Annotated in this window: 17 protein-coding genes, 1 tRNA gene and 1 pseudogene; 1 reads left to right on the top strand and 18 read right to left on the bottom strand. The window is 46.6% G+C overall.

Translation table 11 applies throughout. The features are described from left to right. Positions 1-243 precede the first annotated feature (243 nt). The 18 genes and pseudogenes from MKHDV_RS10050 to ffh all read right to left on the bottom strand — a co-directional run bounded on the left by MKHDV_RS10050 (position 244) and on the right by ffh (position 17,817). Positions 244-337, bottom strand: a tRNA-Ser gene (locus MKHDV_RS10050). Between the two features lie 141 nt (positions 338-478). Next, positions 479-1,657: a bifunctional glutamate N-acetyltransferase/amino-acid acetyltransferase ArgJ gene (gene argJ, locus MKHDV_RS10045; protein ID WP_160714864.1), complete on the bottom strand. Its 1,179-nt coding sequence runs from the start codon at positions 1,655-1,657 to the stop codon at positions 479-481. A gap of 657 nt (positions 1,658-2,314) precedes the next feature. After that, positions 2,315-4,828 carry a preprotein translocase subunit SecA gene (secA, locus tag MKHDV_RS10040; protein WP_160714862.1) on the bottom strand — a complete coding sequence of 838 codons (2,514 nt, stop codon included), beginning with the start codon at positions 4,826-4,828 and terminating at the stop codon, positions 2,315-2,317. Between the two features lie 189 nt (positions 4,829-5,017). Beyond that, positions 5,018-6,352, bottom strand: coding sequence for a (Fe-S)-binding protein (locus tag MKHDV_RS10035; protein WP_160714860.1), 1,335 nt, complete (start codon positions 6,350-6,352; stop codon positions 5,018-5,020). A 12-nt stretch (positions 6,353-6,364) separates the two neighbouring features. Then, positions 6,365-7,744, bottom strand: a complete 1,380-nt coding sequence (locus MKHDV_RS10030; protein ID WP_160714858.1) for an FAD-binding oxidoreductase — start codon at positions 7,742-7,744, stop codon at positions 6,365-6,367. 307 nt (positions 7,745-8,051) lie between these two features. Then, entirely contained in the window at positions 8,052-8,525 is a 474-nt protein-coding gene (gene smpB / locus MKHDV_RS10025; protein ID WP_160714856.1) for an SsrA-binding protein SmpB, read from the bottom strand. Continuing rightward, complete coding sequence (ptsP, locus tag MKHDV_RS10020) at positions 8,525-10,312, bottom strand: phosphoenolpyruvate--protein phosphotransferase (protein ID WP_160714854.1); 1,788 nt, start codon at positions 10,310-10,312, stop codon at positions 8,525-8,527. Before ptsP ends, smpB begins: the two co-directional genes overlap by 1 nt. Beyond that, positions 10,312-10,605 (bottom strand): HPr family phosphocarrier protein, encoded by a 294-nt coding sequence (locus tag MKHDV_RS10015; protein ID WP_160714852.1) that lies wholly within the window; start codon positions 10,603-10,605, stop codon positions 10,312-10,314. Before MKHDV_RS10015 ends, ptsP begins: the two co-directional genes overlap by 1 nt. A 15-nt stretch (positions 10,606-10,620) precedes the next feature. Further along, positions 10,621-11,379: a PTS system mannose/fructose/sorbose family transporter subunit IID gene (locus MKHDV_RS10010; RefSeq protein WP_160714850.1), complete on the bottom strand. Its 759-nt coding sequence runs from the start codon at positions 11,377-11,379 to the stop codon at positions 10,621-10,623. A 30-nt stretch (positions 11,380-11,409) separates the two neighbouring features. Then, a pseudogene (rsmI, locus tag MKHDV_RS10005) lies at positions 11,410-12,239 on the bottom strand (16S rRNA (cytidine(1402)-2'-O)-methyltransferase). Beyond that, on the bottom strand, positions 12,181-12,585 hold the full coding sequence (locus tag MKHDV_RS10000) for a YraN family protein (protein ID WP_160714848.1): 405 nt from the start codon (positions 12,583-12,585) through the stop codon (positions 12,181-12,183). Before MKHDV_RS10000 ends, rsmI begins: the two are co-directional and overlap by 59 nt. Next, positions 12,579-13,232 carry a ribonuclease HII gene (locus MKHDV_RS09995; RefSeq protein WP_160714846.1) on the bottom strand — a complete coding sequence of 218 codons (654 nt, stop codon included), beginning with the start codon at positions 13,230-13,232 and terminating at the stop codon, positions 12,579-12,581. The genes MKHDV_RS10000 and MKHDV_RS09995 overlap by 7 nt, the downstream gene beginning before the upstream one ends. Before the next feature lie 129 nt (positions 13,233-13,361). Beyond that, positions 13,362-13,709, bottom strand: a complete 348-nt coding sequence (gene rplS / locus MKHDV_RS09990) for a 50S ribosomal protein L19 (RefSeq protein WP_160714844.1) — start codon at positions 13,707-13,709, stop codon at positions 13,362-13,364. A 58-nt stretch (positions 13,710-13,767) separates the two neighbouring features. Further along, positions 13,768-15,045: a tRNA (guanosine(37)-N1)-methyltransferase TrmD gene (gene trmD / locus MKHDV_RS09985; protein ID WP_160714842.1), complete on the bottom strand. Its 1,278-nt coding sequence runs from the start codon at positions 15,043-15,045 to the stop codon at positions 13,768-13,770. Positions 15,046-15,051: 6 nt separating this feature from the next. Further along, positions 15,052-15,582, bottom strand: coding sequence for a ribosome maturation factor RimM (gene rimM, locus MKHDV_RS09980; RefSeq protein ID WP_160714840.1), 531 nt, complete (start codon positions 15,580-15,582; stop codon positions 15,052-15,054). Between the two features lie 16 nt (positions 15,583-15,598). Continuing rightward, entirely contained in the window at positions 15,599-15,832 is a 234-nt protein-coding gene (locus MKHDV_RS09975; RefSeq protein WP_160714838.1) for a KH domain-containing protein, read from the bottom strand. A gap of 82 nt (positions 15,833-15,914) precedes the next feature. Further along, positions 15,915-16,151, bottom strand: coding sequence for a 30S ribosomal protein S16 (gene rpsP, locus MKHDV_RS09970; protein WP_066852338.1), 237 nt, complete (start codon positions 16,149-16,151; stop codon positions 15,915-15,917). A 100-nt stretch (positions 16,152-16,251) separates the two neighbouring features. Beyond that, complete coding sequence (gene ffh, locus MKHDV_RS09965) at positions 16,252-17,817, bottom strand: signal recognition particle protein (protein ID WP_160714836.1); 1,566 nt, start codon at positions 17,815-17,817, stop codon at positions 16,252-16,254. A 371-nt stretch (positions 17,818-18,188) separates the two neighbouring features. Here ffh and MKHDV_RS09960 point away from each other — a divergent pair, with 371 nt between their 5' ends. Further along, on the top strand, positions 18,189-19,406 hold the full coding sequence (locus MKHDV_RS09960; RefSeq protein ID WP_160714834.1) for a hypothetical protein: 1,218 nt from the start codon (positions 18,189-18,191) through the stop codon (positions 19,404-19,406). Positions 19,407-19,416 lie beyond the last annotated feature (10 nt).

The following is a 19,416-nucleotide window of genomic DNA, read 5'->3' as shown; positions in this document are numbered from 1 at the left end:
CAAAGTGCACGTGTGGATGTTCATAAGACAGTCACAAGGACACCACCAGTACACTCATAGAAAGACGTGCATACGAACACTCACACGGTTAAACGATGAGCACGAAACCTACTGGCATGGAAAGATAGAGATTGCTTGATTCGCTTTAAAAAAAGCTTTGAAGATGGGGAAGGTGATGATGTGCCTACTGAACAACAGGCACAAAAAAAGGGTTGTATCTTGCGATACAACCCAAATAAACACTGGCGATGAGGGAGAGATTCGAACTCTCGATACGCTTTTAAGGCGTATACTCACTTAGCAGGCGAGCTCCTTCGGCCAACTCGGACACCTCACCGTGTTTTGTGGTCTTCACGAAGACATTGCTTCGTTGCGACGAAAGAGTGTTTACAGAAAACGAGGGGTAACTGTCAAGCGCAATTTTAAAAATAAATTTAAAATATGCGGCGTTTTCTGTAGGGTTGCGCGAAAAGCGCTGCTAACTGCGGTAATCTGCATTGATGTTAATATACTCATGAGTAAGATCAGATGCAAATAATTCTGCTTTACCTTCACCATTTCCAAGAACAATGTCGATGAGAATATCACGTTTTTCTAAATACGGCTTCAGAAGGGTGTCAAAGTCTGCATCAGTAGGCTGACCATTCTTGAATAATTCAATTCCGCACATGGTAAGCTGTACATCGTTTGCTTCAAACTCTGCACCACTTCGTCCAATTGCTGCGACAATACGACCCCAGTTAGCATCTTTGCCGTAGATGGCAGTCTTTACTAACGGAGAATGTCCAACAGTACGTGCTACCTGATCGGCTTCAGCGTCGTTCTTAGCGCCGGAAACCATAATCTGCATTACTTTGGTAGCACCTTCGCCATCCTGCACCAACTGGTAGGATAACTCACGCATAATTGCAGTTACAGCGTGTTGAAATTCTGCTTCAGTAGCATCTGTAATACACGCGTCACTCGCACCGTTCGCTAAAGCAAGAACGCAGTCGTTTGTAGAAGTGTCACCGTCTACAGAAACACAGTTGAATGAGCCGTCAACAGCGACCTTCACAATGCGTTTCCACATAGCAGCGTCAATCTTAGCATCTGTAATTACAGTGCCCAGCATGGTTGCCATGTTAGGGCAAATCATGCCTGCGCCTTTTGCCATGCCTGCAATGGTAACAGTCTTACCATCAACAACAATGGATCGGCTTGCTTTTTTAGGGAAGGTATCCGTGGTCATGATTGCATCTGCAAAATCATCACCCGTGTGGTTGCCAACAGCATTAACAAGAACAGGTGCCGCAGCTTCCCATTTTTCCATGTCGAATTGTAAGCCGATAACACCGGTTGAAGCAGGAAGAATTGCATCAGATGTAAGCCCAAGACCAGAAGCAACAAGCTCCAGTGATCGCCTACAATTTGCAAGTCCTTCTTCCCCAGTGCATGCGTTGGCGCTGCCAGCGTTGATCATTACAGCCTGAACTCGTGAAGAATTTTCTACAAGCTCTTTGGCGACCAATATAGGAGCAGCCTGAAATTTATTTGTCGTAAACGTACCCGCTGCAACGCAAGGTGTTTCACTTACGATAAGCGCAAGGTCGAGTCTGCCAGAATACTTTAAATTCCCTTCAATGGCAGCGTATTTGTATCCTTTAGGAGTATCCACGGCATCTCTCGTCTTTGTTACTGGTTAAAACGTAGTTCCATTAATCAACACGTCATAATTTGCGAGACTTCTTAGAATGTCAATGGCTACCAATAAGTTCAATGGTAACTTGTAGTCGGTTAACTTTTGATAATTGTCTCCGACGGTTGCCTCCGGCGGCTGGGCTGGAAACTGTTTCACTGTCTTTATCCGTAATCCCTCGTGCCTCGAGAACGGCTAAAGCTTGCAAGTTTCCCCCCCAGACCCCCCTTCAAACTTTTTATTATGCGAGACATGTTGTTGCTTATGTTCTCACGCGGCTTATACCCCACTGACTTTGTGATTTTGGGGAAGAAGGTAGGGGGTATGCTGTTCGTGTAGAACCATTTTTTATGGTAGATGCTTAATAAAAAGATTTCTAGCTCTCAGGAGAGAAGTTTTTTTAGGAGTATAGTCTAGCGTAAAAAGAAAAAGGGTGGAGTTAAAAACTCCACCCTTTAATAAAGCGTAATTAAGTCGTAATTGTTTTTAGAGACGTGCGGTTGTCGTTAATCGGGTCAAGGGGGATTCCCCCTTGCGGGGTGGAGGGGCGGAGCCCTTCCCCGTCGGCGACACGCCGAAGGCTAAAAAACAAAAAGAAAATATAACGCGCCGCAGGCAATTCGCTTTATTCCTGCTCTAAGCGCCGCAGCATTTTTTGTATTTCTTGCCGCTGCCGCAAGGGCAAGGAGCGTTACGACCGATTTTTGGTTCGGTGCGTTTGGACGGCTTGTGCTCATCTTCACTACCGGAGTAGGTAACGTCTGTTTCTTCTTTGTGACGGAATTCGTCGCGAAGAATTTCCTGCTCTTCCTCTTCAGGACGCTGGATGCGCAGACGGGTAAGCGCTTTGAACACGTTTTCGCGGATACGGAAAAGCATATCCTGGAAAAGTTCGAAGCCTTCACGCTTGTATTCTTGCTTAGGATCGCGCTGACCGTAGCCACGCAGACCGATACCTTCGCGGAGATGGTCCATTGTGAGAAGGTGTTCTTTCCAGCAGCGATCAAGTTCTTCAAGCAGGAAGTAACGCAGTACATCTTCGTATACTTCTTTTGCGTCATCTTTGAGCACAGCAAGGCGATCCTGAACCGCTTTGTGTGTTTCTTCTTCTGATGGAACAGGCTTGAGATTGATAGATGCGGAGAGGTTGAAAACTTCATCCAGCTGTGCTGGCAGAGATTCAGCAAGTTCTTTGCGATCTTCTGGTTTGGTTGCATTCCACTGTTCGTAGAGAGCATCCATGAGATCGCCGAGGAATTCCTGAATAAGCTCTTCCTGACTTTCGTTCATCATGATGTCGCGGCGAAGGGTGTAGATAACCTCACGCTGCTGGTTCATAACGTCATCGTAGTCCAGAAGAGTTTTACGGATTTCAAAGTTGCGACCCTCAACGCGTTTCTGTGCGTTTTCGATTGCTTTTGAAACCATGCTGTTTTCGATAGGTTCGCCTTCGTCCATGCCAAGTTTCTGCATCATTCCGGACATACGTTCGGATGCGAACAAGCGCATGAGATCATCTTCCAGAGACAGGTAGAATCGGGAGGAACCCGGATCACCCTGACGACCGGAACGACCACGCAGCTGGTTATCAATACGGCGTGATTCGTGGCGTTCTGTACCAAGAATGTGTAAGCCGCCAGCTTCTGTTACGCCTTCACCGAGCACGATGTCAGTACCACGACCAGCCATGTTGGTAGCAATGGTAACGCGGCCTTTTTGACCTGCTTCAGCGATAATTTCCGCTTCCTGCTCGTGGTGCTTCGCGTTCAATACGCTATGCGGGGTGCGGCGCTGTTTGAGAAGCTGAGAAATAAGCTCGGATGTTTCAATGGAGATTGTGCCAACGAGAACTGGCTGGTCAGCCTTATGCAGTTCGGCAATGGAATCTGCAATAGCATTGAATTTTTCTCGGTTGGTGCGGTAGATAACATCCGGAAAATCTTTACGGGTCAGTGGACGGTTTGACGGGATGGAACACACAGACAAGTTGTAAATCTGCTGAAATTCAACAGCTTCTGTGTCTGCAGTACCAGTCATACCGCTCAGTTTTTCGTACATGCGGAAGTAGTTCTGGAAGGTGATGGAAGCGAGTGTCTGGTTCTCTGCTTCAACTTTAACGCCTTCTTTTGCTTCCAGTGCCTGATGCAGGCCGTCTGAGAAGCGTCTACCCGGCATAAGACGACCGGTAAATTCATCAACAATAACAACCTGATCATCTTTGACGATGTAGTCTACATCACGTTTGAAGATTTTGTGTGCTTTCAGTGCCTGCAATACATGATGCTGCAGGGTGATGTTGGTTGGATCGTACAGGTTGTCGACTTTTAAAAGCTCTTCTACACGGACAACGCCTTCGTCTGTAAGAGATGCAGAACGGGCTTTTTCATCCATTGTATAGTGAACATCATTTGTAAGAAAAGGAACGATTGTATCAATCTGTCCGTACAGGGCGGTGGAATCTTCAGAGGCACCGGAGATGATAAGAGGAGTACGGGCTTCGTCAATGAGAATGGAGTCAACTTCATCGACGATTGCATAGTTGTGCGGGCGCTGTACAAGCTGTTCTTTGTAGAACTTCATGTTGTCACGCAGGTAGTCAAAACCGAATTCGTTGTTGGTGCCGTATGTAATGTCGGAACCGTAAGCAGCTTTGCGTTCTTCATCGTTCAGACCATGAACGATGATACCTGTGGTAAGACCGAGGAAGCTGTAAAGTTTGCCCATCCATTCGGCATCGCGGCTTGCGAGGTAGTCGTTCACGGTAATTACGTGCACGCCTTTACCTGTGAGCGCGTTCAAGACAACTGGCAAAGTAGCAACAAGTGTTTTACCTTCACCAGTTTTCATTTCAGCAATTTTACCGTCATGCAGTGCACAGCCACCAATCAGCTGTACATCGTAGTGACGCATACCAAGTATGCGCACACTGGCTTCACGAACAATTGCAAAAACTTCAGGGAGAATTTCTTTAAGCTCTGTTCCGTTGGCAACTTCAGCTTTGAGTTCGGCGATACGTGCTGGGAGGTCTTCATCCTGCATTTTCTGAACGTTAGGTTCAAGTGCGTTGATCTCTGCAATCAACGGACGCAGGGTTTTTAAGTAGCGCTCGTTCTGAGAGCCGAATACTTTTTTGATAACGAAATTGATCATTCTTTCTCCTGAAAACAGTATATAACTCCAAATGAACATGGAGAGGAAAATTTGTAATAATCGGGCTGTGATCGTTGTCACTGAGACACAGGACAATCCAACAATTTGTACTGGATTACAGTTAATAACGCAATGAGGATTGGCAAGAGGCACAGCCACTTTTTGCCCGTTATGGGCACCTAGGAACGATTATGGCGCGAGAATATCGAGCCAGTGTCCCACCTTTATTTTTTCGCCGTTGTGCGTTGGCGCTGTCCCACGAAGCTGAAGTGTGCATCCGCTGCAACCGGTAATAACAAGATATGTGGATTCTACTTCATCGCAGAGTTCCAGTGTTTCTTCATCTTCTTCGTCATAGAGGTCACAAAGACAGTTTCCCTGCGGCTTGCTGTAACATGGAATACTGTCGTCTTTTTTTAGTGGCTTTTGGAGCAAATTATCCCAACAGCGACTTGCAACGGTTCGGGTAAGGTTGCGGTTGCCAAGTTGCGCGATACCGCCCATGCCGCAGCATGATGCGGAGTCCGGTGCGCTTATTTCTTCGTAGAGAACTTCCTTCAGCCATGCATAATCTGCATCTTTACCATGCCAATGGCACGGCTGATGGTAACGGATAAGAAGATGGCTTGGGGTGTCGACTGTGAAAAGTGAATTGCCCCATAATGAAGAAAGAGGGCGCAATGCGTTTGTCCACGCTTTCTGTTCGCCTTCTGCCCAGTCTAAAGACTCATCATGGGCATATTCGGCTAATCCGAGATAACAGGTTGCACAGAATGTCACGAGAAGCGGACGTTCTGCTGTTCGCCATGCGCGTAAGTTTTGCATCCGGCTTTTGTGTGCAGCATCAGGCACGCCTGCATGCTCCAGTGTGAGCCCGCAGCACGTTAAGTTTTTGGCAGGAAGCAGCTGGTACCCAAGGTTTTTAAGAATGGATTCGCTTTTCTTTTTCCAGCTTTTTTGCACGCGGTTGGCGGTACATCCTGCAAAAAGGAGTACTCGTTGTCCTTTTGCCAACTCTTGGTCGTATTTGGCGATGGCAATGTACGGTGGAATATCTGTCGGGGATTGCATCGCCTGAATAGACTGCACGAAGCGGGTTGTTTCGTTTTTCCCTTTAGAGTCCGGTGCGGCTTTGCTTAAGGTGGAAAGCATAGGCCAGAGCACAGTGCCCTGATTAACCCAGCGGTTCCAGACCCATTGACGCCAGCCGGAGTGGGCGGCGCGCATGTTAGCAAGCTGCTTTGGAAAATTAAGTCCCTGAGGACAAGTTTGAGCGCATTTACCGCAGGATATGCACATCTCTGCTAGCTTGTTACAGTCTGTAACATTAAGCTTTTGCGTATTTTCTTTGAGGGAAGCAATAGTACGCTGTTTTGCCTTTGGTGTAAGTTCTTCCTGTTTGGTGGCAAGAAATACGGGGCAAACAGAAACACATTTGCCGCAAAGAATGCAGGCTGCTTCGCGCTCTTTTTTTGTAGGACCTTTGGCTTCAGGGGTAGTTTTATGTGAGTTGTCTTGTGTCATTCTTCTATCCCCTTAAAACGCTTTGCCCGGGTTCATAATGGAGTGCGGATCAAATACCTCTTTGATCTGCTTCATGAGTGAGCGTTCGGTTTCACTAAGCTGTAAATGAACGTACGGCGCTTTAATCAATCCAACACCGTGCTCACCGGAAAGAGTTCCTCGTAAAGAGAGAACAAATTCTGAAATTTCTTTCTTAGCCGTTTTGGCACGAGCCAGTTCGTCTGCGTCTGTAGCATCGTGCATGATGTTGACGTGAATGTTGCCGTCACCCACATGCCCGAACGTAAGAATCGGCAGGCTGTACGTGTCTGCGATTTTACGGATGCCAGTGACAGCTTCTAAAAGTCTGCCGCGTGGAACGGTAACATCATCGGAAAATTTGTTTGGCGCTACTTTAAAGGAAGCAGGGTTGATGGAACGTCGAACATCCCAAAGTGGCTCTTCCTCTTCTTTGCCGAGACCAGTGGTAGACCAAAGCACGTTACATGCTTTAAAGATGGCCTCAGCTTTGTCCAGGTCTGCTTTCAAAGCTTGATGTGAGCCATCGAAACGTAGCAGCAGTGAAGCTGTGACTGTAGGAGGCCATGGAACTGTTCCGGCATCTTTTAATGCTGTTAGAACTTCTGGTCCCATGAATTCGAGAGCAGCGGGAAGCATACCTGCTTTAAACATAACCTTAACAGCGTGCAGTGCCTCTTCAAGGTTTGCAAACCCTGCGAGAATTGATGCTGTGGATTCTGGTTTTGGAATAAGCTTGAGCGTAATTTCTGTCATGAACGCAAGTGTCCCTTCGCTGCCTGTGAGCAGTCGAAGCAGATCAAGCCCCACAACATTCTTGTGGTTACGGCCACCGCAGGTGATGGTTTTGCCACCGGGTAAAACAGCCTTACAGCCTAATACCCATTCACGGGTAACACCGTATTTCAACGCGCGCATACCACCGGCACAGGTGGCTACGTTACCGCCGATTGTGGAAATTCCTAAACTTGCTGGGTCTGGCGGGTAGAATAGCTTGTCTTGTTCAACACGCTTTTGCAGGTCGCCAGTGATGACACCCGGTTGAACTCTAGCAATAAAGTCGTCAGAATCGACTTCTAGAATAGAGTCCATTTTCAACGTTGAAACGACAATACCCGGCTGTTGCGGAACACAAAGTCCTACTACGTTTGTTGCACGGGCTCTTGGATACAACGGAATGCATTCATTATGCGCCCAACGCATGAGCTCAATAATTTGCTCATCTGTTTCTGGACGAACAACAGCAAGGGGGGTGCCTTCAAGTCGGCTCGCATCGGCTTCGTAAACAACCATTTCTTCGGGTGTCAGCAGGCAATCTGCATCGGAGAAAAGATCTTGTAAAAAACGACGCTGTGGAAGAGAAAGTAGCGGCATACATCTATCCTGAAAGTGATTGGCGAATAAAACGCTGGGCGTATTTGCCAATCAAAAATTACTCACTAGTAAGTTATTAGAAAGTTCAAAGAAGCCTTTTTGTAAAAGCGGCAGCCGTTCTCGAAGAATAAGAGAGGACGGCTAGCGACAGTGTCAGGTTCTTTGGCTACCGGAGATAACAAACAGTTTGTTCGCTAAAGACCTTCAGCGAACAAGTGTTGCTCGCAGCAAACTATCTTTTACCATACAACAGAATATGCCGGAAAGAACGTAATAATACGTTATTTCCGGCATAGGTAAGATATGGTTAGCGATCCAGCATTTGGCGTGCAACATCACGAGCGGCATCACGCTGCTTGATAGTTTCACGTTGGTCATGCAGTTTTTTACCACGGCACAGACCGATTTCCAGCTTGATGCGGGAGTTCTTAAAGTACAGTTTAAGCGGCACAACAGTAAGGCCGCGCTGTTCTACTTTAGTCATCCACATTTCAATTTCACGACGGTGAAGAAGAAGTCTACGTTCGCGTTCTGGCTCGTGCTGTGAGTGTCCGGCATTTTCGTAAGGAGCAATGTGCAGCCCTACGATCCATGCTTCACCGTCTTTGTAACTGATGTAACTGTCGGTAAAGGCCACTTGCCCTGCGCGCATTGATTTTACTTCAGTGCCAAGGAGTGACATGCCTGCTTCAAGGGTATCTAGCACTTCGTAGTAACGACGTGCTTTTTTATTAACGGCAATAAAGCTGCCGCCACTTTTCTTTTTTTTCTTTTTGCTCATTACGGTTCCGTTATATCATCCTGCTCAATGAGTGATGCGAAGAATGAAAGTTCCTCAGGGAAGCGTTTAAAAATACGCTTACGAACTTTAGTGTTGATTCTGGATACGGTGGCGTGTGTAAGCACGTCGCCCAACAGTTCAATGCACTCTTCCATATCAATCTGGCGGATTATGCGTTTAATTCCCGGAATAGCTTGCGGCGCAATGGAAATTCCGTCAACCCTCATGCCCATTAAAATCGGTACACAATACGGGTCTGATGCTACTTCGCCACATACGGACGCTTCAATGCCTTCTTTGTGCGCGGCATCGATAACGTACTTAATCGAACGTACAATGGCTGGATGTAGCGGCTGGTAAAGATAAGAAACATGTTTGTTTGTTCTATCAATACCCAGTGAATATTGAATAAGATCATTTGTTCCGATGGAGAAGAAATCTACTTCCCGGGCAAGGGTATCTGCGATCATGACTGCGCTTGGCAGTTCGATCATAATACCCACTGGAATATCCGGATTGTAGGCAACGCCTTCGGCATCAAGTTCGCTCTTAACAGAGTTAAGTACAAAACGTGCCTGACGCAACTCTTTTAAGCCGGAGATCATCGGGAACATGATGGAAACATTGCCATGGACAGATGATCGGAGCATGGCGCGCAGCTGCATACGGAAGAGACTTTGATAGCGCAGGCAGAAGCGGATACCGCGTAACCCCAATGCAGGGTTAGCTTCTTCTAACATGGCCTGCTCATCTAATAACTTGTCTGCACCTACGTCCAGCGTACGTAAAATTACTTTACCCGGTGAAAGCTGCTCTGCCAGAGTGGTGTATTCTTCATACAACATCTCTTCGTCCGGCATCTTCTTTTTGTTGAAGAATGCATATTCAGTACGATAGAGCCCGACACCCTGACCGCCATTGTCTTTTACTTGAACCAGCTCTTCTGCCAGCTCAATGTTAGCACAAACCTCAAGGCGGTAGCCGTCTACGGTTTCGGCCGGAAGGTGGCACTGTTTTACAATGGCTTTCTGATAGTCTTCAAATTGGTATTTTCTGTCACCGTAGTGGGCAAGCTCTTCTTCGCTCGGGTCAATGAAGATAAGTCCTTTTAAAGCGTCGACAATGACCAGATCTCCATCTCTGATGGAGTCTTCAAGGTCTTCAACGCCTACGATGGCAGGGATTTGCAGAGAACGTGCAAGAATACCTGTATGAGAGGTTTTGCCGCCTTCTGCCGTAGCAAAAGACATAATTCTGCTGAGTTCAATCTCAATGGCATCAGCCGGTGTAAGGTCATGCGCCATAAGAACGCGACGACCAGTCGGTAACTCTACCGGTTTCGGAGTGCCAATCAATGCCTGCATAATTTTATCACCAACAACGCGTACATCCTGCATTCGCTCTCGAATGTATGGATCATCAATGGCGCTGAAAGCTTTGCCAATAGCGTTGATGGAACGCTCAAGCGCCCATTCTGCGGTGATAGCTCGGTCAGCAATATTCTTTGCTGCTGACGCAATAAGTTTTGGGTCCTGACAAATCATCAAGTGGGAATCGATGATGGCGCCGTGTTCTTTTAATTCTTCTGGAATACGCGCACGGGCATCCATGAATCCCTGACGGACTTCTTCAACAGCGTTGTGAAGTCGTTCGGTTTCAATACCCACCAGATGATGGGGGATGGTTTCGCGCGGTATGCGGCGTTCTTTCTGGCGGTTAACAAAATAAGCCTTACCGATAGAGATACCTGCTGAGACAGGTATGCCGCGAAGAATTTTACGAGCCACTATCTATCCCCTTCGAACTTGTCATGAAAAAGTTGACTGATTTGTTCAAGGGCTTCACTGGCGTCCGAGCCGGAAGCTTTAATGCAAATCTCTGTGCCTTGCGGTGCTGCAAGGGAGAGAATGTCCAGAATGGACTTTGCGTCTGCTTGTTGGTCTGCCACCCAAAAAGCAATGTCAGCCTGAAATGATTGCGCAAGTTGAGCAACTTTGCCTGCCGGACGTGCGTGCAGTCCTAGCTCGTTCTCTACGCAAACAACTGCTTCTAAGCTGTTATTTTCACCTGTAGGTTCCATTGGTTGTCAATTCCTCTAAATTGGGGAAAGTGGAATAACCTTGCTAATCCACGGTAGTATAAAAAACATAAGAAAGAGTAAAAGATAGACCAGCAATACGCGTGATAAATGTAGTCTTCCCACAACAAAACTTGCGCTTAGTAGAGTGCCTGCAATGAGCAGCCACTCTGGAATGCTGTGGGTACCCGGCCAGAAAAGATACAACATAAGAACCAGGATGAAGGAGTTAACGATTTTAATCTTTTCTCCCCAGTTAATAAGATCCCAGTTCCTGAGACTTGTAATCATCTGTAGGCCGTTCCGGACTCCGGATACAAAGGTGAAGAACTTGAATACCTGCAAGGCTGCAAAGAGTAGCAGCGTCCATGCTAAAGCAATAGAATCAAATCCTGAGACAAGCATGCAAACTGTGGACAGCGCCCACATGGACAGCAAGCTTCCTCCAAAAAAGGAGTCACCAATTGCAGAGAGGGTGTAGGTAGTAGTTTCTTTAACTGAGCCGAGCATTTTTGCAGGCAAATTGCCTCTTGCAATATGCGACTCAATGGAAAGGAACACGCCTACAAGAAGAGGCGTCCAAAAAGGATGGGTATTGTATAGCTCTAAATAACGGCCTCTGGCCTCACGTAGCGCATCAGGGTCTTTGTACAGTTCCCGCAGTCCCGGTTCCATAGTAAACACTAAGCCTGTGTTCTGCAGGCCGCGAGTGTTGAATCCCGTACCTACAAGGTATGTACGGAGGAAACAGGTTATGAGAGTGCGGGCAGTAAGCATTAGTAATCCTGAGCGTATAACGTTTTGGGATTAATTGTCCTGCATGAACTGATAAACGGCTTTTACTGTCCAGCCAGAAGCTTCTTCTTTAACTCGGCGGGCAATCTCTTTCGGCTTGCCGCCAATTTCAGTCTCTTCAGTAATAAGAGCAAGCAGTTCAGCTTCGCTTGTTTTACCGTTAGATTCTGGAGGGCCGATAACAACAGTTATCTCACCTAACAGATCTTCTGGTATTTCATCATGTTTTTCCAGTCGACCTAAGATAAACTCCTCATGGAGCTTGGTCAATTCTCGAGCCACACATAGTTCTCGTGGGCCAAGAACTTCAAAAGCGGCTTTAAGCGTTGCTGCTAAACGGTTTTTGCGTTCAAAGAACACAATAGTAGTGCGCAGCATGGAAAATTCTTCAAAAAGTTTTTTTTGATCGTTGGTTTTTCTCGGAGGAAAACCAACAAAGGTAAATGGCTGCGGAGCAATGCCACTTGCAGCTAATGCAGTAAGCGGTGCACTTGGACCGGGAACGACGGAAACCTTTATGCCTTTTTCACGGGCAAGTTTCACAAGGCGGTAGCTGGATCAGAAAATAGCGGCATGCCAGCATCGGAAACAATCGCAAAGACCTGACCCTCTTCCATTGCAGCAATAATACCGGGAGCTTTCGCTTCTTCGTTATGATCGTGAAAGCTTACAAGTTTTTTTGCGGTGACCCCTGTAGATTTAAAAAGCAGACCGGTACGGCGGGTATCTTCTGAAAGAACCATATCGACTGTAGCGAGCACTTCTTGTGCCCTTGGGGAAAGATCACCATGGTTGCCAAGCGGTGTTGCCACCACCCATAAGCTGGGAGAGTTCGAAGGCATCTTGAATGTGCTCCACCTGATACTCAGTGTCGGTTCTGGTTACTGCAAGCAGGTCAAAACGACAGGGGGTATCCCAAAGATTGTTTTGAGAAATATAGAGCTGTGCAGCTTTGCATAGCTTTTTCATTTTAGGCATGGACAGGGCGTTAATAGCCGGACTCATACCTGAGCAGGAACGTGTTTTTACTTCAGCAAAAATAACATAGTCACCTTTGGTGCAGACGATATCCAGTTCGAGCTGTTTTGCGCGCCAGTTGCGGACTACTATAGAATAGCCTTGGGCAACAAGGTGGGCGGTTGCAGCATCTTCTCCGGCTGTGCCTGTTTCAAGGTGACGTGCTACCATAGGGAATTTTGTTCCTGCTTTGGTGGTTCAGGCTTTACTTTGGCAAATGTGAGTCTGTGCATCCTGCACGGGCCGTTTGCTGCAATAGCGGCAATATGCTCTTTTGTGCCGTATCCTTTGTGGCCTGCAAAACCATATCCGCTGTAACGTTTGTCTAGTTTGACCATAAGGTCATCGCGGAAAGTTTTTGCAAGAATGGATGCAGCAGAAATAGCCTGAATTTTCAAATCACCTTTAATAATGCATTGCTGATCAATGGACCCTGCAATTTCTTTAGGAATGGTGGCATTGCCATCAATAGCCAGCAGAACAGGGTCTACTTTTAAGCAATTTACTGCTTTGAACATTGCACGAAAGGTGGATTGCAGAATATTAATACGATCAATCTCTTCCGGCCAGATAACGCCAATACCCCATGCAAGAGATTTCTCTTTGATCTGCGGGTACAAGGCTTGCCTGCGTTTTTCTGTAAGCTTCTTAGAGTCCGTAAGCCCTTCAATAGGATTGGACGGATCAAGAATACAGGCTCCAGCTACTACAGGGCCTGCAAGACAACCGCGACCAGCTTCATCGATACCGGCAAATGGCGTTGGCCAGTCTGCTTCTTCGGGTGAAGCGGTAAAAATAGTGAGTGTATTTTGATTCATAAGCGTGTCGTTACATTACAGGGTGCAGCGTAGCATGTGTTGGGCAGAGAATATAGAGATTGTTGACCGTAAAAAAGGGAGCTGGCATTGCCAACTCCCTTTGAAGACCAAATCGTTGAAGTCCTAAGACTACCAGCGGTTTTTCGGCTTGATACGAGCAGCTTTACCTTTGAGGTCACGGAGGTAGTAAAGACGGCTACGACGTACGCGGCCTTCCTGAATAACTTCGATGCGCTCAATGGATGGGGAATGTGTAGGGAATACACGTTCTACGCCAACACCGTCAGAAATTTTACGTACGGTGAAAGTTGAGTCGGTTGTGCCTTTGGTTGCACGAATTACTGCACCCTGGAAAACCTGGATACGTTCTTTTTCGCCTTCGATAATACGCATGTGAACTTTAACAGTGTCACCAGCTTTAAACTTAGGGATATCCATGCGAAGCTGTTCGCGTTCAATTTTTTCAATAATATTCATATTAATGCCTTTCTTCGCAGCACGAGTCTGCGTTATAAAATTACGTTACGGCTTAGCCCTATAGGGCATCACCTAATATCCGGTCAATGATGATAGCAGCAGCAGTTCTTACAGATAAGTGGTTGTACCCATCAAGGTATCTAACCGGACGCAGCATTCTGTCACACATATCCAGAATTTGCGGTGCAAGGCCGTGAGCTGTACCAAACAGGAGCAGTATAGGTCGGTCCACCATTACGTCACGAAATTGTTCGTAATGTATGTCTCCAGCCCCTCTGGCACTCGTCGCAACCAGTAGAGGGCGTTGGCCTGTACGCTCTATAATATCTTCAATCGCTTCTTCAACATAGCGGACGCCCTTGATAATTTGCAGGGCTTCCCCTCTGTCGGGGTTAGCGGTTGTTCCCGCGCCTGTAACCCAATGCTTGAGAATATCTGCAAGCATTTGTTGTTGGTCTTCAATAGGCGTTGAAATATAGTACCCACCTAGACCATAGGTGCATGAACAGCGGGCTATATCGTGAATATCGAGGTTTGTCAAAGAAACAGCAACAGATTTATTTTCTTTATTGACCACAGGATAGTGTACCAGCGCGCAATAAAGATTTCTTCCAATACGTTCTCTGTCCTCATTCTTCAAAGTTTCCATATCATTAGCGTCGAGTGGGGCACTATGAAGAATGTCGGGTCTCTCGTGCAGAGTAATTTTCAACGCTTGTTCTTTACGCCACTCTGCAATGCGCTTGTGATCACCAGAACGTAGAACATCCGGAACAGTCAAGCCCTCATACTCGACAGGGCGAGTGTAGTGCGGGTACTCGAGCAGTCCAGAGGAAAAGCTTTCCTCTTCGCCGGAATCTTCATGTCCCATGTAACCAGGAACAAGACGGGCTGTGGATTCAATTATCGATAGAGCAGCTGTTTCGCCACCGTTGAGAACGTAGTCACCAATGGAGACTGGCTCAATGTCGAAAAGCTCTTCTAAACGGGCATCAAACCCTTCATACCGACCACAAATGATCGTAAGATTATCTTCCTTGGAAAGCTCTTTAGCCATGGACTGGGTAAAAGGCTTTCCTTTAGGCGCCATCATAAGAATACGCCCGGGTTTTTTAATGCTACGCAATGTTTGAGCAAGCGGATCAAGCATCATAACCATGCCGGGGCCGCCGCCATAGGGGCGGGCGTCAACGGTTTGATGCTTGTCGGATGCAAACGTGCGCGGGTTGTGAAAATCAAAAGCGACCAGACCGGAGTCCGACGCTTTTTTCATAAGCCCGCATGTAAGCGCAGAGTCAAAAAACTCTGGAAAGAGGCTAACAATGTTAAACTGCATTTTGCGCTACTTCTCGCTTAGGTAGAGTTCGAGTAAGCCGGGAGGCGGCGCTATGGTAACAGTTTCTTTTTCAATGTCGATGTCGACGACGAATTCTTCTGTAGCAGGGAAGAGTACTTCTTTCTTGTCATCGGTTGTAATAACCCAGACTTCTGAACCGAGGTTGAATTGAAATTCTGTAATACGGCCAACTAAGGAGCCGTTTTCGAGTACAACTTTCATACCATCTAGTTCGTGAAGGTACACTTCTTCTTCAGTAAGATCCGGTAGTTCGGCATCGGGAACCAAAACCTTCACATTGCGAAGCTCTTCAGCACAGTTTCTGTCATGGCAAATTTCAAGCGTAAGCAAAGCCTGCCCTTTGTGGGGGCGGGATGAAACGACCTTGTGTTCAACAGGGGCGCTTTTGCCTTTTTGAAGCCAGACTGTGTTTTTCAAGAGAAAAGGGGAGTCCGCGAAGTAATTTACGCAGACTTCCCCCCGCAATCCGTGTGGCTTGACTATCAATCCAATTTCAATGAAATGAGTTTCAGTCATGTGCCCTTAGGACGTTCTATTCAAGAATTTCCAAAACAGAACGTTTCTTGGCTTTTGTGGAGGCGGCGCCGAGGATGGTGCGCATTGCGCGAGCAGTGCGACCCTGTTTGCCGATTACCTTGCCTAGGTCTTCTTTCGCAACTTTGAGCTCAAGTACAGATGTCTGTTCACCTTCAACTTCAGTAACGATAACATCGTCAGGGTTGTCCACCAGTGACTTAGCGATATACTCAACTAGATCTTTCAACACGACTCACCTCCACTCGTTGTTCAGCATGATATCAATATTAACTATCGATGACCTGCTGAGAGAAAGCTGTCAACAGAAAAAGCTACTTAGCTTTCTTGATAAGACCACGAACGGTTGGAGTAGGTTCTGCACCTTCCGCAAGCCATTTTTCGATCTTTTCCATGTCGAGCTTGATTTCAGCTGGTTCTACCATTGGGTTATAGTAACCGAGGTACTCAAGAGGACGTCCGTCGCGACGGCTCAGGTTGTTAGCAGCCACCACGCGGTAAAATGCACGCTTCTTGTTGCCCATACGGGTCAGTCTCAACTTAACGGCCATATTGTTGTTCTCCCATTATATTTTGTAATCATATGGTTTTTTTTTAAGAATGCAATACTGACGTTATTGAGTCAGTATATTTCTTTAATTAGGAGCGTAATTATTTCTTCTTACGACCCTGTTTTTTCTTTTTCTTTTCTTTTTTGCGGGCGTCACGCTTTTTCTGGAGTTCCTTTTTGGAAGGGGTGGAGGAATCATCCGCTCCCATTCCCGGAAAACCGTCCATGCCTGGGAGGCCACCCATACCAGGTAAACCACCCATGCCAGGCATACCGCCCATACCGCCAAGGGCATTCATATCAGGCATTTCGCCGCCACCTAAACCGCCCATTCCTGGGAGTTTAGGGAATTTGCCTTTCTTGCCCTTACCGCCACCCATCATTTGTTTCATCATTTGACGCATTTGCGTAAAGTTTTTGATAAGGTCGTTAACGTCTTTGAGTTTAAGACCACAACCTTTAGCAATACGCTCTTTGCGGCTCTGATTGATGAGCTGCGGACTGCGGCGCTCCTGATTCGTCATTGAGTTGATAATTGCCTCAACACGATTCAGTTCGCTTTCCGGAACATTAAGGTCACCAAGTTTGTTCTTGAGCGCGCCCATGCCCGGAATCATTTTTAAGATGCTGTCCAGTGAGCCGATTTTTTTCATCCGGCGCATCTGAGTGCGGAAATCTTCGAAGTCGAATTCCGCTTTCTGCATCTTGCGAGCCATTTCTTCGGCTTCTTTTTCGCTTACTTCAGCTTGCGCCTTTTCAACGAGCGTAAGCACATCGCCCATTCCAAGAATGCGACCTGCAATACGGTCTGGATGGAAAGTTTCCATCTCAGAAAGTTTTTCACCCATACCGACAAATTTAACGGATTTGCCAGTAACGGATTTAATGGAAAGTGCGGCACCACCGCGCGCGTCACCGTCCATTTTGGTGAGCACTACACCGGAAATTTCAAGCTGCTCGTTGAACGAGGTTGCAACAGTTACAGCGTCCTGACCGGTCATAGCATCAGCTACGAACAAAATTTCTTGTGGAGAAACATTACGCTTAATAGTCGCAAGTTCTTCCATCAATTGTTCGTCGATATGCAGACGACCAGCGGTATCGATGAGTACAACATCGTAATCTTGCTCTTTAGCTTCAGCAAGAGCAGCAGATGCGATATCTACCGGATTCATATCCGGAGATGAGTTGAACACAGGAATACCGAGCTGTTTTCCCAGTGTTTGCAACTGGTCAATAGCAGCCGGACGGTAAACGTCAGCCGGAACAAGGAACGGCTTTTTGTTCTGCTTGCGCAACACGTTTGCAAGCTTTGCAGAGGAGGTAGTTTTACCGGAACCCTGCAAACCGACCATCATAATGACTGCCGGTTTTGAGCCTGTAAGGTCTAAGTCTGTGGTGTCGCCACCAAGCAGCTCAACCAGCTCGTCATGTACAATCTTGATTACCTGCTGAGCAGGGTCGAGACCTTTTAGTACATCGAGACCAAGACATTTATCACCAACACGGGCAACAAATTCTTTAACAACTTTAAAGTTAACGTCTGCTTCGAGCAGTGCAAGGCGCACTTCTCTCAGGCCAGCCTGTACGTTTTCTTCGTTCAAGGTCTTTTGACCACTGAACTTTTCAAATACACCGTTTAATCTGTCAGATAAGGTCTCAAACATCAGCGCTCCGCAAGATAGACATAAGAGATGGTTCGTTAAGTGAGATTACGAAATAAGTCAAGTTTAGAAAGGCAGAGGCCCAAGCGCCTTAACCGGCAAGCGAGGTGTACTTTATTTCACTATGAAAGGAAAGTAAGCATTTTGCAGTGCATGCAATTTGCCAACAATTATAGATAAATAGTGTTTAGTTTTGGATAGTTGTAACCGCTTTGCCGATAGCTTCCCGCATTCAAAATGTTTTGCAGATAGCTTTGTTGAGTCTTTTAGTCAGATTCGACAGGTTATAATATGAACCTTGGGTGATGCAGAATAAATATAGCCCTAGGCTCGTAGGTCTCTTTATTGTCGATCGAAAGGATTAATGTCGAAATATGTATTTACTTCGTACCCCCTCAGTTATTCGTCGAGTGCTGATGCAACGGTTAGAGAGTAGAGAAACAAAAAATGAAATCATTTCTGACGGTGAAAATATAGAGGTAAAGAATTCTGAGCAGGAAGCAGAACCTGCCATACATGAGCAGGGCGCGCAGCCAGCAATAGAAAAGGATGGTTGCGTTTCAACATGCTTTACTGAAGATATGATGGGTGATGATCTCTCGCGTCTCATGCCACTCAGCTTCGTACATAGAGAAGACATCTTAGGGGTTGATGAACCATCTTCCCTTTTTTTTGATAGCCTGACGCACTTTGGAGAACAAAGTGCGACTTTTTTTTCTGATCTTTTCCACGAATTGACTCCAGACGATCCTTTTGATTGCTTTGTGGAGCAAGTTCTTAGCACCTTGAGCACTGGTTCCTTGCGGGGAGCAGGTATAGGTTCAGAAATAGACACGGACGTGGTCACTGAATTTCAACCAAGTCCTCTTTCTGATTTTAATCATTATCACCAGTATGTGGATCAACCTTCCTTTAATGATGGCTGTCAGTTCTCTGAAATCTCTTCCTCAACAGAAAATCATTATTTTGCTGAAGTGCAAAACGACACAGGTGCTACTCAGATAAAAGATGATTCATTTACGTATGATTTTAGAACGGTGGAGGGAATTCTTGGCGGCGAGAGGTTGGACACTGGTGATGATGATCTGATTAATTATTATGATGGGGAGCCTATAGAAATAGGTGTTCCGGTTGTTCTTGAGCCAATGGATAAGTCATCAGGGAGAGTTCTTGAGAATGGAGCCCCAGGTACCAGGAATAGATCAGGGGAGGAGCCGGATGACCAACGTGATTCGCTTCAAACCTCTTTGCCAGATGATGACATTACAATGGATTTGCTTGATTGCAGTTGGGGAGATGTTGATCTCACCCTTCATGCAGATAAATCCTGGGCAGGGAGTTTTGTAGTCGTCGAGAAGTTCGAACTTGGAGCCGACTCTCTTCGAATAGAGTCGGTGTTAGAAACGGAAACAATGGAGACTCTATTGGACAATCATCCAATAGAAAGCGTGGGGGCAGGCGGAGAGCATTCACTGTGCTTTTCGATTGGTGCCGATAGCCACACGGACTACACCATATCCTTTTTAGGTATGTCGCTTGATGCGTATATGGATTTTTTGTCCTCAGCTGTGAGGGACATAACTGTGATTTAGAGCTGCTCAG

The sequence above is a fragment of the Halodesulfovibrio sp. MK-HDV genome (assembly GCF_009914765.1).
Taxonomy (GTDB): Bacteria; Desulfobacterota; Desulfovibrionia; order Desulfovibrionales; family Desulfovibrionaceae; genus Halodesulfovibrio.
The sequence above is the reverse complement of the archived record's forward strand: the minus strand, read 5'-3'. Positions and strand labels throughout refer to the sequence as shown.

Excerpts from the sequence above, each read along its gene's own strand:
- secA (WP_160714862.1), bottom strand. The coding sequence starts at position 4,828 with ATGATCAATTTCGTTATCAAAAAAGTATTCGGCTCTCAGAACGAGCGC.
- MKHDV_RS10035 (WP_160714860.1), bottom strand. The coding sequence starts at position 6,352 with ATGACACAAGACAACTCACATAAAACTACCCCTGAAGCCAAAGGTCCT.
- MKHDV_RS10030 (WP_160714858.1), bottom strand. The coding sequence starts at position 7,744 with ATGCCGCTACTTTCTCTTCCACAGCGTCGTTTTTTACAAGATCTTTTC.
- smpB (WP_160714856.1), bottom strand. The coding sequence starts at position 8,525 with ATGAGCAAAAAGAAAAAAAAGAAAAGTGGCGGCAGCTTTATTGCCGTT.
- MKHDV_RS10015 (WP_160714852.1), bottom strand. The coding sequence starts at position 10,605 with ATGGAACCTACAGGTGAAAATAACAGCTTAGAAGCAGTTGTTTGCGTA.
- MKHDV_RS10010 (WP_160714850.1), bottom strand. The coding sequence starts at position 11,379 with ATGCTTACTGCCCGCACTCTCATAACCTGTTTCCTCCGTACATACCTT.
- MKHDV_RS10000 (WP_160714848.1), bottom strand. The coding sequence starts at position 12,585 with ATGGTAGCACGTCACCTTGAAACAGGCACAGCCGGAGAAGATGCTGCA.
- MKHDV_RS09995 (WP_160714846.1), bottom strand. The coding sequence starts at position 13,232 with ATGAATCAAAATACACTCACTATTTTTACCGCTTCACCCGAAGAAGCA.
- rplS (WP_160714844.1), bottom strand. The coding sequence starts at position 13,709 with ATGAATATTATTGAAAAAATTGAACGCGAACAGCTTCGCATGGATATC.
- trmD (WP_160714842.1), bottom strand. The coding sequence starts at position 15,045 with ATGCAGTTTAACATTGTTAGCCTCTTTCCAGAGTTTTTTGACTCTGCG.
- rimM (WP_160714840.1), bottom strand. The coding sequence starts at position 15,582 with ATGACTGAAACTCATTTCATTGAAATTGGATTGATAGTCAAGCCACAC.
- rpsP (WP_066852338.1), bottom strand. The coding sequence starts at position 16,151 with ATGGCCGTTAAGTTGAGACTGACCCGTATGGGCAACAAGAAGCGTGCA.
- ffh (WP_160714836.1), bottom strand. The coding sequence starts at position 17,817 with ATGTTTGAGACCTTATCTGACAGATTAAACGGTGTATTTGAAAAGTTC.
- MKHDV_RS09960 (WP_160714834.1), top strand. The coding sequence starts at position 18,189 with ATGTATTTACTTCGTACCCCCTCAGTTATTCGTCGAGTGCTGATGCAA.